Source organism: Flavobacterium sp. GSP6, from assembly GCF_003984855.1.
GTDB lineage: Bacteria > Bacteroidota > Bacteroidia > Flavobacteriales > Flavobacteriaceae > Flavobacterium.
Genome location: NZ_RYDO01000022.1, coordinates 18,476 through 34,124, shown reverse-complemented (window position 1 = coordinate 34,124; position 15,649 = coordinate 18,476). Strand labels below are relative to the sequence as shown.

Annotated in this window: 15 protein-coding genes and 1 pseudogene; 2 read left to right on the top strand and 14 right to left on the bottom strand. The window is 34.2% G+C overall.

The features are described 5' to 3' along the window. Positions 1-77: 77 nt before the first annotated feature. The 7 genes and pseudogenes from EKM03_RS15340 to EKM03_RS14530 form a co-directional block, all read right to left on the bottom strand. Positions 78-254, bottom strand: a pseudogene (locus tag EKM03_RS15340) (Fic family protein); the annotation flags it as partial. A gap of 298 nt (positions 255-552) precedes the next feature. Then, on the bottom strand, positions 553-897 hold the full coding sequence (locus EKM03_RS14560; protein WP_126555390.1) for a hypothetical protein: 345 nt from the start codon (positions 895-897) through the stop codon (positions 553-555). Positions 898-1,489: 592 nt separating this feature from the next. Further along, complete coding sequence (locus tag EKM03_RS14550) at positions 1,490-1,672, bottom strand: hypothetical protein (RefSeq protein WP_126740683.1); 183 nt, start codon at positions 1,670-1,672, stop codon at positions 1,490-1,492. A 211-nt stretch (positions 1,673-1,883) separates the two neighbouring features. Next, entirely contained in the window at positions 1,884-2,858 is a 975-nt protein-coding gene (locus EKM03_RS14545) for a peptidoglycan DD-metalloendopeptidase family protein (protein ID WP_126740682.1), read from the bottom strand. A gap of 609 nt (positions 2,859-3,467) precedes the next feature. Beyond that, entirely contained in the window at positions 3,468-4,076 is a 609-nt protein-coding gene (locus tag EKM03_RS14540) for a hypothetical protein (protein WP_158616378.1), read from the bottom strand. A 167-nt stretch (positions 4,077-4,243) separates the two neighbouring features. Further along, positions 4,244-5,590 carry a S41 family peptidase gene (locus EKM03_RS14535; protein ID WP_233584110.1) on the bottom strand — a complete coding sequence of 449 codons (1,347 nt, stop codon included), beginning with the start codon at positions 5,588-5,590 and terminating at the stop codon, positions 4,244-4,246. 425 nt (positions 5,591-6,015) lie between these two features. Further along, entirely contained in the window at positions 6,016-6,237 is a 222-nt protein-coding gene (locus tag EKM03_RS14530) for a hypothetical protein (protein ID WP_126740680.1), read from the bottom strand. Positions 6,238-6,518: 281 nt separating this feature from the next. On the opposite strand from EKM03_RS14530, the gene EKM03_RS14525 reads away from it, so the two are divergent. Further along, entirely contained in the window at positions 6,519-6,857 is a 339-nt protein-coding gene (locus EKM03_RS14525) for a hypothetical protein (RefSeq protein WP_126740679.1), read from the top strand. 357 nt (positions 6,858-7,214) lie between these two features. On the opposite strand, the gene EKM03_RS14520 is transcribed toward EKM03_RS14525, so the two are convergent. After that, a complete protein-coding gene (locus EKM03_RS14520; protein WP_126516659.1) occupies positions 7,215-8,258 on the bottom strand; it encodes a site-specific integrase in 1,044 nt (347 codons plus the stop codon). 617 nt (positions 8,259-8,875) lie between these two features. On the opposite strand from EKM03_RS14520, the gene EKM03_RS14515 reads away from it, so the two are divergent. Further along, on the top strand, positions 8,876-9,316 hold the full coding sequence (locus tag EKM03_RS14515) for a hypothetical protein (protein ID WP_126463235.1): 441 nt from the start codon (positions 8,876-8,878) through the stop codon (positions 9,314-9,316). A 197-nt stretch (positions 9,317-9,513) separates the two neighbouring features. Here EKM03_RS14515 and EKM03_RS14510 read toward each other — a convergent pair whose 3' ends face one another. From EKM03_RS14510 to EKM03_RS14485, 6 genes are all read right to left on the bottom strand, one after another. Further along, complete coding sequence (locus tag EKM03_RS14510) at positions 9,514-10,788, bottom strand: peptidylprolyl isomerase (protein ID WP_126463237.1); 1,275 nt, start codon at positions 10,786-10,788, stop codon at positions 9,514-9,516. Positions 10,789-10,821: 33 nt separating this feature from the next. After that, entirely contained in the window at positions 10,822-11,946 is a 1,125-nt protein-coding gene (locus EKM03_RS14505) for a peptidylprolyl isomerase (protein ID WP_126740678.1), read from the bottom strand. Between the two features lie 14 nt (positions 11,947-11,960). Then, positions 11,961-12,620, bottom strand: a complete 660-nt coding sequence (gldI, locus tag EKM03_RS14500; protein WP_126740677.1) for a gliding motility-associated peptidyl-prolyl isomerase GldI — start codon at positions 12,618-12,620, stop codon at positions 11,961-11,963. 3 nt (positions 12,621-12,623) lie between these two features. Further along, entirely contained in the window at positions 12,624-13,628 is a 1,005-nt protein-coding gene (locus EKM03_RS14495; protein ID WP_126740676.1) for a bifunctional oligoribonuclease/PAP phosphatase NrnA, read from the bottom strand. 69 nt (positions 13,629-13,697) lie between these two features. Further along, a complete protein-coding gene (locus EKM03_RS14490; RefSeq protein ID WP_126740675.1) occupies positions 13,698-14,954 on the bottom strand; it encodes a voltage-gated chloride channel family protein in 1,257 nt (418 codons plus the stop codon). A 33-nt stretch (positions 14,955-14,987) separates the two neighbouring features. Next, on the bottom strand, positions 14,988-15,398 hold the full coding sequence (locus tag EKM03_RS14485) for a RidA family protein (RefSeq protein ID WP_126463247.1): 411 nt from the start codon (positions 15,396-15,398) through the stop codon (positions 14,988-14,990). Between the last annotated feature and the right edge of the window lie 251 nt (positions 15,399-15,649).

Sequence of the window (15,649 nt, the reverse complement as noted above, 5' to 3'; positions counted from 1 at the left end):
ATAAATGGCGCACTTTGTTGCGGAATCGTGGTGTACTTTGCTCCGGAATGGGTGGTGTACTTTCGTCGGAATATCTACTCAGTTAATGTATTACCTTCAATCTGTAAAGATGAGTGTATAGTTTTGATTCTATTTTGTTTACGAAGTTGTGGAGATTGCTTATTTAGATAATTAGCGTTTACTTCTCCAATTTTTTCGGAAATAGAACTTATCAATTTTAAAATTTTAAGCGTTATGTCGTATGGTGGTTTCATTGATACTATCATTTGATACTATCAAAAGTAGCATTTTTTCTGCAGTCTCCAAAATTATTGTTGCTAACGTTATGCCACTTTGAGATGGCTGGAAGTTCGTAACCTCTTAATTTTCGGCTTAACGAAAACTTGATGCGAAACGATAATTCCACTAAACTCCAGCTAGCTCAAAATGGTTGTTACTGGAGGCTTTTTTTTGTCGAAATAGCAATTAAACCTTAAACTTTTCAAGTTTCTGTTGTCAAACTCCAATTTTAGGCTTCTAATTTACGGTTAATATATTTTTTAAGGGCTATATTTATTTCAATAAATACGCTTCTAATATTTCAGTGTTATCAAAATGGGTTCTGTCAATATCATTATTATTTTTCAATATTCTATTTTCATAAAAAATGTTTTCAGGATATTCAACCAAGTTTTCTTTTAATCTAACGTTACATTTAGGACAATAATTTTCTTTATATGTCTCAATATTTTCAATTTGTACTGATTCAAGCTGTGCAACAAATATTTCTCCACACTTTCTGCAACAATAAGTTTTAAAACCATATCCATGACCAGAAGTAATTACTAATCCAGTAATATTATTTATTCCATCAATTGTAAATAATTCTTTCTTAAATCTAAATTTTCTTAATTCCATATATTTGTTCGTTTAGAACTTTTGCGCTTCTTTTTTTCAGGTTTCAACTTTTCAGGTTTCCGCTGTCAGATTCCAATTTTAGCACTTCTGTTTGTTTTTCAAGCTTCCGCTGTCAAATTCCAACTTTCAAGTTTCTGCTTTATAAATTTTCTGCGGAAACAAATGTTAATTTTCAAATTGTTTCTACCTGCGTAATTTCGGCACAAGTCTCCAGTAATGTTATGCCACTTTGAGATGGCTGGAAGTTCGTAACCGCTAAATTTTCGGCTTAACGAAAACTTGATGCGATACGATGATTCCACTAAACTCCAGCTAGCTCAAAATGGCTGTTGGCATTTCGTTGTTTTTACTCAGACGTTTAATTATTCGGCTTAATTCTGTTTTTTTTGTTTTTTCGCGTTTGAATGAATTCGGTCAGTGTCTTATCCCGCAATTTTTTTCAATTCCGATTAAGTGAGCACTTCCGCAACTTGCTAAATTCCGTATAAAGTTAGGTTGTTACTATAAATTCGGTTTACGATTGCAAAAACAAACTAAAAGTCAAACTACTTAATTTTAATTCAAACTGTTTTCAATTTAAATTACGAGAAATTTAATTATTAAAGTAAAATAAAAATTCTCCAAATGCCTTTCCTATATTATAAATCGCACCAATTGAAAAAAGAACTAATAATATTCCAATTGATAAATTAGTTGATAATTTTTCATTTCGAGATAAATTTTGGTATTTGTCAATGTAAGTGTCAATAAAAAATTCATTTTTTTTAGTTTTCATATTTTATTTGTTTTAATAATGTTAAGATATTAATTCTATTTTTTGTTTTCAGAGTCTTTTTTTTTACAATGAATGCCAACGTTCTCGCGCTACAAGCAGTTTGGGATTAAGGAAGCCAAATCTTCGGATAAACACAAATTTATCTGATACAAGGCCAACTTCAAATTTAGCCTAAAACCCAAATTGCTTGTAGCGTGTGTTGGCAGATCGGTTATTTTTTTAGGACTAATATTTTATCGTTTTGTAATGGTGAATAATCTTCTTTCATTTTTCCGTTTACTTTCAATTTTTCAAAATAACATTTTATTCCAGTTCCGCTATTTATATCTTTTGTGTTTTGAATATGAAAATGTAAATGTGGTTCTGAAGAATGTCCTGAATTTCCACAAAGACCTAATAATTGACCTTGCTTTACTCTTTCTCCTTCTTTCACTTTTAATGTTCCATTTTTAAAATGGCAGAAAAAAAGATATTCATTATTTTTAGTTTTAATGATAACCGTATTTCCAGTTATATCAGTTGAATTCATTTCTCCAATTTTATTATCAAATATTCCATCTATAATTTTCACAATTTCTCCATCACAAGGTGCTAATAGTTTCTTTCCGAAAGCATAATAATCTTCATTTATTTTTCCATTTGTTTTAAATGAATTTCCTTTTTTATCTGTAATCACAATGTCAAAAGCATTTTTTTGCATTTCACTTTCAACGTGATAATTTAATTCTTTAGTATCTCCACCCCAAACAACAGTCCATTCTTCTGTAAATGGTAATTGTAATTTAGTTATGTTTCTTTCAATTTTCGGTATACTTTCGTCAATGAATGCTTTAACGAGTATTCCATTAATTTTTGAATCATTATCTATTGAAATATATAAGCCGAAAGTCCCTTTTTCAAAATCTGTTTTATATAATGCAAAAGTTCCTTTTTGGTATTCTATAAAATCTCTTTTAACTATTTTTCCTGCTTGAGAGCTTAATCCTGATAAAAATTCAGATATTTTTTCTAAAGGCAGTGCTTTTTTAGTTTCGCTTGAAAACATTTCAAAAATACTTTTATACTCATTTTGATTATAAAAAGTTTCAAATTGTTCCGTAACTTTTTTTGAGTTCAAACTTTCTGTCTGTCCAAAAGATAAATTATGTAATAATGTAATCGTAATTATTAATAGAATCTTCTTCATTTTTCGTTTTTTAACTGTCTGCCAACGTTCTCGCGCTACAAGCAGTTTGGGATTAAATCGGCGTTATCTTTCGGATTTGCCAAATCTTCCAAATACAAACCAATTTTTCCATTAAGCCAAATCCCCAAATTGCTTGTAGCGTGTGTTACTGGAGGCTTGTTTTTGTCGAAATTACGGTTAAACCGCAAATTTTTCACGCTTCTGTTGGCAAGTTCCAACTTTCACGTTTGTGATTTTCGGTTCGTAATTTTCAATATTTTATTTTCAATTATTTACTTTTCGTTTTAAAATTCTGCGCAAAAAATTTTAAGTTTTTGCTTTTCAGATTTCTGTTGGCAGATTCCAATTTTCACGCTTCCGCTTTTCAAGTTTCTGTTAGCAAATTCCAATTTTCGCGCTTCTGCTAGTAAACTTCTTGCGGAAACAAATGCTTATATTCTGATTGTTTTCATCTGCTTAATTTCGGCACAAGTCTCCAGTAACGTCCCGCTGCTTTGAGATGGCTGGAAGTTCGTAACCGCTCAGTTTTCGGCTTAACGAAAACTTGATGCGAAACGGTAATTCCACTAAATTCCAGCTATATCAAAACAGCTGTTGGCAGGCGTTTTTTTATTTACTTATGCTTTTCAAATATGGCTTTCCACTTTCTTTATCAATTTCATAAATTAAGTTTGTTTCCTCCATAAGTTTCGTTTTGGTTTCGTCAATTCTAAATTTGTATTTGACATTGATAAATCCGTTGTTAATTTTTGTTATAAAACATTCTGATGGTAAGTAAGTTTTTAAACTTTTAATATTTAATTCTTTCCACAATTTTTCCTTTTCAATATTCTCTGGAGTAAATTCATAATCTTTCCATTTTTTTGATGTGAAATTTCCAATTATAACTTTGTCTGTTCCGTACCAATCTCCTGTTTTTAGGATATACCAATTACCGTATTTTTTTAATTGTTCATTTCTGTTCCATTCTCTGGTATGGTAAGTTCCATTTCCAATTTTATATATTTTATTGTCTTTTGACTGATATTCATAATTGATGTCATACTGCCAGTCGTGAACATCAGAATTATAAACAGAATTACAAATTAATATTCCTCCAATATTCTGTTCTATTTCAACTTTATCATATTCGGGGTCAAATGCGTGAAGAAGCATGTAAATAAAACCTAAAAGTAAAATGAGGGAAATCCCTAAAGAATATAAGCAACCTTTTTTCATATACTTTTTCTGTGTGTTTTCGGTTTTAAAATGCTTGCCAACGTTATGCTGCTTTGAGATGGTGTGTGGTTCGTAACCGTTCAATTTTCGGCTTAACAAAAACTTGATACGAAACGGTAATTCCACTAAATCACACACTATATCAAAACAGCGGTTGGGCGATGTATTTATTTTTCATTTAGAATTCCGTTCACATATTCAATCCATTTATATTTTGGGATACTTTCGTCAATATAATAATCAGGTTGAATACCTTTGCTGTCAATTGTCATATTCGGAATTCTGAAACTTTTCGACAAACAGTATCCTAATTCAAATTCATTACAAGGAGATTTTACAAAATTCATATTTGAAATGTCTAATGCTCCAAATGTTGTTGTACCAAATAATTTCACTTTTTTAGATTGTTTTGCGGCTAATAAAAATTGTTCGGCAGTACTTCCGTTACCTTTGTTAATTATTATTCCAACATTTTTTGGATATGGATAAATTTGATCAAATTTATTAATACTAACTGTTGTTGAATCTAAATTAACAAATTGTCCTAATTGCTTTTCTAATTTATCATAACTTTCTTTTAACCATTTTTTAGCTTCTTCATCGAAACCGAATTCGGGTTTGTTGACAAAGTCCAACATTCTTTGATTGTTTAGTTTAGTCGACAGCAATTCTACACCGACTTCTCTTATTGGATTTGTATATAAAAAGGGTAATATTTCTTTATAACTTATATCATCACCACCACCATTATTGCGCAAATCAATTATTAAATTTTCAGTTTTTAATATTTTTTCTTTGTTTATAGCTATAACACTGTCAATTATTTTTCTTTGTGAGCCATCGAAAGATGGAATTCTGAAAATTAAAGTTGTTTTATTTAATTCTTCAATAAAAGGTTTGTCAATCGACATCAGAGTAAGATATTGTTCAATATCTTTTTCGGTTTCATATTTTGGATTTAATCTTTTTAGTGTAAAATTCCCAAGTTGCAGATAATTTATCCCCAAAAGATTTGGGCTTGTAAAATCTTCTGGATTTTTGTCTCTTAAATAAAATGTTCCGTTCTTGTCGTTAAGCCTGATTTTTATTTGCCCTTTTTTCCAAGATTCATTCCCAGATTCTATGATGAAACCTAAATAAGAATCTCCAATTTTTTTGATACCAATCTTGTACAGGCTAGTTTCCCATATTCCTTCAAAATCGGTTTCTTTTTTTGAAGTCAAATATTTTTCAAACTCTTGAACATCTACGTTTAAAGTTTCCCAATTTTCATTTTTTGTTTCTTTTATGCTTTTTTTAGAATTTATAGAATTATTATCTATTTTTTTAATTGCAAAATGGCCTTTACGAAAGAAAGCTAGCCATTCAGATAATACTTTTGTACAATCTTCTGTTTTCTTTATTGCTTTTATTTTCTGTAAAATAATTGTATTATTATTTTGATACGCTTCCTTTCCTTTCAGGTCGATTATATATTGAAAACCCGCATCATTTTCTTCAAAAGTTTTCTTCATCCATTCAAAATTTGTTTTGCAATTACAATTTTGAGCAATCGAGAGATTACAAATTAAAATTAGCATTATTGATAAACTTAATGTTTTTCTCATAGTTTTTATTTATTTCAAAAGACGAAAATATCTTTTAGATGTAACACTTTTTATTTTTCCAGTTTTTTGAGCAATATATCGCCCAACGTTCTGCCGCTTCTCGTCAGTTGCGAACTTCGGAACTTCTTATTTTCTGTTAAAGATAAATATTATTGCGAAACGCAAACGTGAACTTACCACAAAATTCGCAATTGCGAGAAACGGCTGTTATGTGTTCGGTTGCGTCAAGAGAAAAAAGTTCTATTTAAAATTGATTTTTTTCACAACATTTTTCCGCCACAACTTTCCACTTTCCGCTTTCCATTTTTCTATTTTCCAAGTTCAATTTTCTATTATGTTTCTTTTCTTTCATTTCGTTTTGCTATTACTTTCAAAGCAAAGTATATTACGGCAAAAAATAAAGTAATTTCGATATAACTTTTTAAATCATAATTTGATATTCCTTTAACTCCTGGATTTACTATTCTGGTTGTCAAAAGCAAAGCCACAATAATTGTCAAAGCCAACCAAATATAGAGAATCAATTTCCGAGTAAAATTTAGCAACTTTTCCATTTCTGTTTTTCGGGATTTCGGTTTACGTTATTTCCAACGAATTTTTTTTCGTAGCAACTGACACATAACGTTCTGCGGCTTTCACGATGTTTGGGGGAAAGCCTTCCCAATTTATTATTTTATTACTTTTTTGGCAAATACAAAACAGTTTTTCAATTAAGCCTAATTCCCAAATATCTTGAAGCAGCTGTTAGCAAATCGGCTTTATATTTATTAATATTTTACTTTTAAAATATAATTCTTTTTACTACTTTCGGAAAAAACTTTTTAATTACTTAAATATGCAATTTAGATACAATCCAATTTCAGAGCCTATTGATACAATTCCTGAAAATTCTTTAGAAGCCAAACCTCCAATGATTTTTGACTATTTTTACGCCTCTATTGAACTAGGTGATAAGTTAAACACGCAAGTTAAAACTATCGTTAAATTCTCTGACGGGAAAGTCTTTGAAAGATTTGAGGAGTTTTTGATAGATGAAAATGATTTAGAACTTTGTATTACACAATCTATGCAAAACTATTTTCTTAAATTTGGACTATCCGAAGAAAAGGTCTTGAGTTTGTTCGAGAAATTCGAGTTCAATTCCGCCAAAACTATGCCTTATAACTACCGTTGATTTTTCAAAATCACATCTACCTTTATTCATCGGGTCTTTTAAGTCTTTTATAAGTTTTACTTTTTTAAGATTTGGGAGACTTTCATTTTTTGTTATTATCCGAACTGCTCTATAAGTATGTTTTGGCTTTTCTTGTGGCCAATCTTTTAATTCTGTAATTTGTGGATACATTTTCTGTTAATGTTTTTAGTAACATTATTAAACTGCTATTTTCCGTTTTATTTTCTGCGGATTTTTGGTTTAAGCTGTTTGCTAACTTGTCTATACTCGCTATAAAGTAGCGACTATACACCCTGTTTTGGGTAGATTGTCGCTATTGAGCAGCGCATTGCGATTCAAATATAATAAATTAATTTCTTACAAATCATCAAATGGGCTTTTTATTTGTTGCAAACTTTTCGTACTTACGTGAGTATAAATTTCGGTGGTTTTGCTGCTGCTGTGTCCCAATAATTCTTGTATATATCTTAAATCGGTGCCACTTTCTAATAAGTGCGTTGCGTAGCTGTGTCTGAGCCAATGTAAGGTGGCTGGTTTTGTGATCCCAGCTTTTTGAAGAGCTTGTTTCAACACCTGTTGCAAACTTCTATCATCGTAGGGTTGTCCTTTGATTTGTCCTTCAAATAAATAAGATATAGGTCTATAAACTTTATAATACTCACGAAGCATTTCTAATATTTTTAGACTTAATGGCACAATCCTGTCTTTTTGACCTTTGGCGTTTTTTAGCAAAACTATGTTTCGGTTAGCATCGATATGAACGGGTCGAAGTGCTAATAATTCACCACAGCGTAACCCACAACTATAAATCAGACTCAACATCATTTTGTGCTTAATGTTGCTGTGTGCATTCAAAATCAATTTTATCTCTTCTTTGCTCAATACATTTGGCAAAACCTTAGCCCGTTTTGGTCGGTGAATTTTGTCAATTTCGATTTTGGTGTTTTGTATAGTTTTAAAATATAGCTTAAGGGCGTTTGTAATTTGGTTTTGATACGAAGCCGAAAGATTGTTTTTCAAAATGTATTCATTATTGTACACAATTACATCTTCATTGGTAATTTCAGCAATAGGTTTTTGGTTATAAAAAACCAAGAAGGATTTCAAAGCTTCACTATAGGTAACAACCGTACTTTGGCTATACCGCTTGGAACGCATCCATTGCTTGAGTTTCTCGATTTGAGCAATGCCTTCAGGTGACGGAAAGGAGTAGGTAAGTGCTGGAATTTTAAACCGAATTCTATTTTCTTCCGTATCTGGAATGTGCCAAGCGACTAAAGATTGGCTCCATCTGGAACCGGCTACTGTTTTTATTCGAGTAATTAATTCTTGATTTTTTTCGAAATAGACCGCGATTCTTTTCTCTTTTTTATGTGTAATAATTTTAGCATTCCAGCTCATACTATTTCTTTTGGTGGTACTAAAGTAGCCATTTATTGTCATCTTTCCAAAATAGCGCATTGGTTCAGGTGCTAGTTAAAACAATGTGCTTCAATGTGTTTTGCTTTTGGATTCTAAAAATAATATAGGATTATCATTTAGAATGGTATCCGTACAGACTTTAATACTGCCGTCAAATCTATTACATTTTTAGTCCAGCATTAATGATTAAGCAGCAAGAAAAGGATATAGATACAAGTATTAAAAAAAGTGGTACCACAGCATAGGCTGATAAAAGATTTTTAAAGATGCCTGATGAATTAATCGGTGTAAATGGGTGAAATCTCAGGAAAGAAATCCAGCGCTGGATTAAAACAAAACCTTAAATTGTAGTTTTAACGATGGGGATTAAAAAAAATTGAGCACTTTGCCGCCCCGAAAACCGATCCTACTCTGTAGTTTGGCAGCTGGTTTTTTTATACTCGGCTAGATTACTAAAAAGTCTTCAGTTTTTAATGATAAAAAGGGCAAACATTATAAAAACTTTGCGAACTTTGCGTTCCATAATCAGGATTGGAAAAGGAGCTGTTGCAATACACATTGATTTTTCTATTCACTAAAAAAAAAACAGACTACGTATGAAAATAAATCCAAAACACGGCATCGATAAGCTTCTTTTCGGGATGAAACAAAATGATGTTACGGCGCTTTACGGGAAACCAGACCGCAATTATAAGGATGAGGATGATAATGTAATTTTTGCTTACAACAAACTCAAAATGCGCTTGACATTCTATAAGGAAGAAGAGCTGAAATTGGGGTACATTGTCGCATCAAGTCCGGAGTTGGAATTATTTGGATACAAATTGATCAACAGAAAAATTAGTGAGGTCAAAAAAGATTTGGTTACCAAAGGAATCACTAAATTTACTCAGGAAGAGTTTGATACGTTCGAAAATTATTTCAACGAGGAAAACTGGATCATTTTTCAAACAGAATTTGATGAGGTGGTAAAATTTGAAATTGGTGCAATTATCAATCAGAAAGATGAATTTGACTGGAAATTTACAAAGAAATAATAGTGTTGGTTTACGTCTGATAGCACGCAGATGACACGGATGCCAGAGGAAAAACGGATTTTAAGTATTTTTTAATCAGTGTAACCCAGTTTAAATCCGCATACTGAATAAGATTTATCTAAATGGATTAAATAATAAACCCGACAGTTTTCCTTTGATGAGAATTGTCGGGTTTTATAATTGTCAAATATTTTATTTTATTGTTTTGGAGTTGGCTGTTTTTCCAGCATTTCTAATTCGAACACAAGCATTGTATTAGGCGGAATAACGCCTCCGGCACCTCGCTCGCCATACGCCAGATTGGATGGAATAAAAATGACTGCTTTATCGCCAAAAGCCATATTGTCAAGTCCTTCAATAAATCCGGGTATCATGCCGTCTTTTTTTCCGGCTTCAAACGGGAAGGCTCGGTATCCGTTTTGGGCGGCACGATTGGCATCAAATTTCCCGTAGACTTGATTGACTTCTTCATAGCTACTGTCAAATAGGGTTCCGTCCTCAAAATAGCCTGCGTAATGAAAATAAAATGTTGCTCCGTTAGCAGGTTTTACTCCGGTTCCTTTCTCTGTTATCTTGTACGCTAATCCGGAAGGTGTGATGGTTGCTGTCGCTTTAGCAGCGGCTAAATAGGTTTTTTTAGCGGTTACTACAGCACCGTATTTTTCCATGTATACTCGTTTAGCTTCCGCTTCCAGCGCTTCTCTTTTTACTTTGTTTTCCGCTTCAAAAACAGCTTGTTTTGCTTTATTTTCAGCGTTTGCCAGGTCTTGTTTTTTCTGGTCTTCGGATTTATTGTTGAAATAATCAGCGAATACTTTTGGCGCATCAAATTTTTTGGCCAAAGCGCCTTTTCTCACAATAGTAATCTTTGTAATTACATCGCTTTGCGCAATAGCGTTCACGATGGCCATTCCTTGGGTTACATGCCCAAAAACGGAGTGCTTACCATCTAACCATGGCGTTGCTTTATGGGTGATAAAAAACTGGCTTCCATTAGTTGCAGGTCCAGAATTAGCCATAGAAAGAATACCGGCTTTGTTGTGTCTCAAGTCCGTAAATTCATCTTTGAAACTATAACCTGGGCCACCGGAACCATTGCCGGAAGGATCTCCAGTCTGTATCATAAAATCTTGTATGACACGGTGAAATTTCAGAGCGTCAAAGAACGGTTTTCCTTTTAGTTTGTCATCAGTGACAAAAGTGTTTTTACCTTCTGCCAATGCAATGAAGTTCGCAACGGTAACCGGTGCTTTTTGGTAGGCTAGTTCCACTACAATGTCTCCTTTGTTGGTAGCAATTGTTGCAAAAATTCCCTCAATAACTACCGGAGCTTTTACCGCAGGTTTCACCGGTTTTTTTACAATTGCTTTTGCTGTTGTCACCGGTTTTTTGGCAGGAATAGATTTCTTGACCGTTTGGGAATGTACATTGACCATTCCCAGAAACAATAAAACCAGAATTTTAAATTTCATAGTGTACTAATTTAAAGGCTTATTTTCTTACTATTATTGAGGCATTTTTTCTAATAATTCAATTTCAAAAATGATGTTGGCATTAGGCGGAATCACACCTCCGGCTCCAGCTGCCCCATATCCCAATTGGGATGGAATAAAAATCACGGCTTTGTCTCCAAACGATAATTTTTCGATGCCTTCAATGAAACCAGGAATCATGCCATCTTTTTTACCAGCTTGGAAAGGGATGGGTTGGTAGCCGTTTTGAGCGGCTCTGTTTTCATCGTATTTTCCAAAAGTTTGGGCAATACTTTCGATACTAGCATCAAATAATTCAGCATTTTCAAGAAAACCGGCGTAATGAATGAAGATGCCAGTACCAATAGCAGGTTTTTTACCCCCGCTTTTTTTGGTGATCACGTATTGCAGTCCTGTTTTGGTTTTTGTTGCTTTGGCTTTCAATTCGGCAAAATAAGCTACTTTTTGTTCGCGGACTTCTTTGTATTTCTCGTTGTAAACTCGCTTGTTTTCAGTATCTACAGCTGCTTTTTCCTTTTGATTTTTATTTTCTACAGCAAAATAATCATTGAATATTTTTACTGCGTTAAATTTTTTAGCCGCTTCTCCATTTCTGATAATGGTAACTGTATTGATGTAATCGTTTTGTTGAATTTTGTTCACGACCTCCATCCCTTTTTCGACTACATGACCAAAAATAGTGTGTTTGCCATCTAGCCAAGGTGTAGCAAGATGCGTGATAAAAAACTGACTGCTGTTGGTGGCCGGGCCGTTATTGGCCATAGCCAGAACACCTTCTTTATCAAATTGCAAATCAGTAAATTCATCTTTGAACTTGTAGCCGGTATCACCAGAACCCGTTCCTAGCGGATCTCCGGTTTGTATCATGAAGTCATTGATGACACGATGGAATTTTAAACCATCAAAAAAAGGTCTTTTTTTAAGATTTTCATTGGTCACATAATCATTTTTCCCTTCTGCTAATGCCACATAATTTGCTACTGTAATAGGGGCCTTTTCAAAATTTAATTGTACGATGATGTCCCCTTTATTGGTTTCAATTTTAGCGTATAAACCGTCTGGAAGATCGCTGTGTTCTTCTTTACAGGAGTAAAATGAGGCAATTGCCAGGAATGCGAGTACGATCTTTTTTTTCATTTCTAACTTTATTTTTATTGGTTTATAGTGTCTTTAGGTGTACTGGTGGGCGGTACTTGTTGTTTGCTGGGAGCTGGGAGTACAACTGTTTTTACTGGTGCTTCGTTCTCTTTTTTATAAGTTGCTTCCGATTTAAAGTCACGCAGCGTAACCGTGCAGATTAAGGGCTGGTTGGTGCCAATTTTTTTGTCATCACCATGGTAACCGTACCCCATATTTGATGGAAAAAGAAAGGTAACTTTCTCGTTTTTACGCATTAGTTTGATGCCGTCTCGCAATCCCATCATAATATTTTGTTTGTCAACATAATAGACTTGAGGTCTTAGCTCTACTTCAGAATAAATGATAGCTCCCTTTAAATCTTTTATCTCGTAATCAAAAAAGGCTACATCTCCTTTTTTTGGCGTAAGCGTATCCGTTTCATTCCGGGTTTGATAGGTGTACCAATATCCTTTTTTTGAGGCAAGGTATTTTATCTTTGGGTCGCTTTTGATTAAAGCCTCAATTTTATCTTCTTCGGTGGCCACCAGTTTTTTGTTGCGTTGAATTGATTTTTTCATGAAACTTCCCGAAGCTTGCGAAAGGGGTCTGCGCGCCTCCTGATGCTGCTTGCAGCTTGACATAACCAGAATCAAAAAAAAGACCAGTGCAATAGGCGTACTGAATTTTAACATGGATTATACTTTTAGCGTTGTTACTAAATCTTCGAATTTTTTGATAGTTTCTGTCATTGATGTTTCTGATTTCCCTCCGGCTGCATTGCGATGTCCGCCACCATTAAAATGGTCTCTTGCAAATTGATTCACATCAAAATCGCCTTGGGAACGGAATGAAATTTTGATGATTTTTTCTTCTCTATTTTCTATAAAGATAGCTGTAAAAATGATTCCCTTGATGCTTAATCCGTAGTTTACAATACCTTCTGTATCGCCTTTTACATAATCAAACGAATTTAATTCGTCCTGGCTAAGAGTCGTGTAGGCTGTTTTATGTTCCGGAAGTACTTTCATGTTTTGGAGCGCTCTTCCTAGTATTTGCAAACGTCCAAAGGAGCTGTTGTCAAATAATAAGCTTGGGATTTCTGTGTTCTCAACGCCTAAATCGATTAATTCAGCCACAATCTTATGGGTTGTTCCAGTTGTTTTTGGAAAACGAAAAGAACCGGAATCGGTTAGGATTCCAGTATAAATGCAGGTTCCGATAGTCTTGTCGATATCTTGCTTTTTTCCAAGGAATAAAATGAAGTTGTATACCATTTCACAAGTTGATCCAAAGGCCGTATCAGAGTAGGTGATCGCGGCATAATCATCCGGTTTTTGATGGTGGTCAATCATGATGAAGGGCGCCTTTAGCTGGCATAAAACCTGCTCCATATCGCCGGCGCGGTGCAAGGCATTAAAATCTAAGGTAAAAATCAGATCGGCTTCTTCAAGGATTTTTGTGCAATTTTGTTTGTCTTTTTCAAATATTTTAATCGTTTCAGAGCCCGGCATCCAAGCCAGAAAATCTGGAAATTCATTGGGAGAAACAACAACGGGATGGTGTTTGTTTTTTAATAAAAAATGATATAAAGCCAGGGTAGAACCCATGGCATCGCCATCAGGGCCTCGGTGTGGGATTATGGCAATCTTTTTAGGAGTTGCTAATAACAACTGTATCGCTTGAATGTCTTGTATTTTCATAGATTGCGAAATTACATTTTTTTACTGTAATGTTGAAATCATTTATACAAATAACAAACTTTTAGAGGGTTATAAAAAGTAGGTGTTGCTTCTTTTTAATTTTTGGTACAAATGGTATTTTGCTCCTTTTACAATTTGGGCGTTGTAAATCCCCACGGAACCGGATGTAAAGTAAGCGATGCAGCACGCTAGACCAATAAAAATACCGCTTTCAACACCAAAAATTTCCATTCCCATGACCGTGCAAGCAATAGGTGTATGGGTGGCTCCGGAAAAAACAGCCACAAACCCCATGCCTGCCAAAAGGGCAATTGGCAATGGCACAACCAGCGATAAGGCACTTCCTAAAGTAGCGCCAACAAAAAATAGCGGGGTTACCTCGCCCCCTTTAAATCCTGCTCCCAGCGTAAATCCCGTAAAGAGTATTTTTAGTAGGAAATCATAACAAGCATTTGGACTCGAAAATGCCTCAATAATCATAGGAACTCCAAGGCCAATGTATTTTGTAGTTCCAATAAAATAGACGGCTAATGCAATGAAACATCCTCCCACAAAAGGACGAAGAGGCGGAAACGATATGGTTTTAGAAAATAACCGACCCCAAAAGTGTGTGCTTCTGGAGAAAAGCATGGCGACCAAGCCAAACAAAATACTCACGAGAACTACCCAGAATAAGGTAATGAAAGTAATTGAAGGGACAAAAGGAATAGCATAATGCGTGTGTTGTACCTGCCAAAGTTCCACGGTGAAATAAGCGATATAGGCAACAAAAAACGATAATAGGATGCTTTTTAAATTGATTTTACTAAAAAAAACAACTTCCAAAGCAAATAAGGCTCCGGCTAAAGGGGTGCCAAAAATGGAAGCAAATCCTGCGCTGATTCCCAGAATGAGGATTGTTTTTCTTTCGGAAACGTCAAGCTGAAATAGTTTTGCGAACTGATCAGCAATGGCACCGCCCATTTGTACTGCTGTTCCTTCACGACCGGCTGAACCGCCAAAAAGATGGGTGATCAAGGTGCCAAAAAGTACCAAAGGCGCCATTTTGAATGGAATAATTTGCTGCGGATTTTCGTATTCTTTTAACAATAAATTATTCCCCTTGACGACTGATTCCCCCCAATAGTAATATCCCAGTCCTATTGCCAAGCCGCCTATTGGCAAAAGCCAGATGATCCAGTTGTTGTTGTCTCGGGTTTGGGTTACCCATTCTAATGCTACCAGAAAAAAAGCAGATGCCGATCCGGAAAAAATACCTATTAAAATGCAAATGAAAATCCATTTGAAAAGGAGTGTCGTAATTTTATTCGTTTTTTCTAAACTCATTAGTAGAACAGCCAAAGTGTTTGTGCAAAAGTATTATAATCCGTCTTGAATTAATGATTTTTCAGGGGCTATTGCTGTAAATTCTATTTCAACTAGATATTCAGGACCGACTAATTTGCTGATTTCATAAAAACCAGTGACAGGTTTTATATCTTTAAAAAATTGAGCATGAGCCTTAGCAACGTATTCAAAAGTAGTAATGTCAGTAGTGAAAATTCGGGTTCTGATAACATCTTTCATACTTGCATCCAAGTCTTCAAGGACTTTTTCGACACGTTCTAAAATATTGAGCGTTTGTGCATAGGCGTCATTAGCTTTCACTTTTTTGCCGTCAACCAGTGCGACAGTTCCGGAAACCTCAATAGAGTTGCCAATGCGTACGGCGCGGCAATATCCCATTTTGTCTTCCCATGGCGAGCCTGTCAGTATGTTTTCTCTTTTCATTGTAGTAGTGTTTAAAGGTTGTTTAGTGTTATGGAAGGCGATGCTTTGGTATGGCATACTATTTGCAAGTTATAAAAAAAAGCGAAATAAAATCACCCGTTTTGTAATTAAAATATTCCTTTTATGTACCGGTTTTTTATGGTGTTTGGGTATCCAAAATATAATAAAATCGGAAATTATAAGTTATAAATGAAAGTTAAATTAGTGCTTCATTTTTGATTAAGTACAATAGGTTTTTTATTTTTAAATTT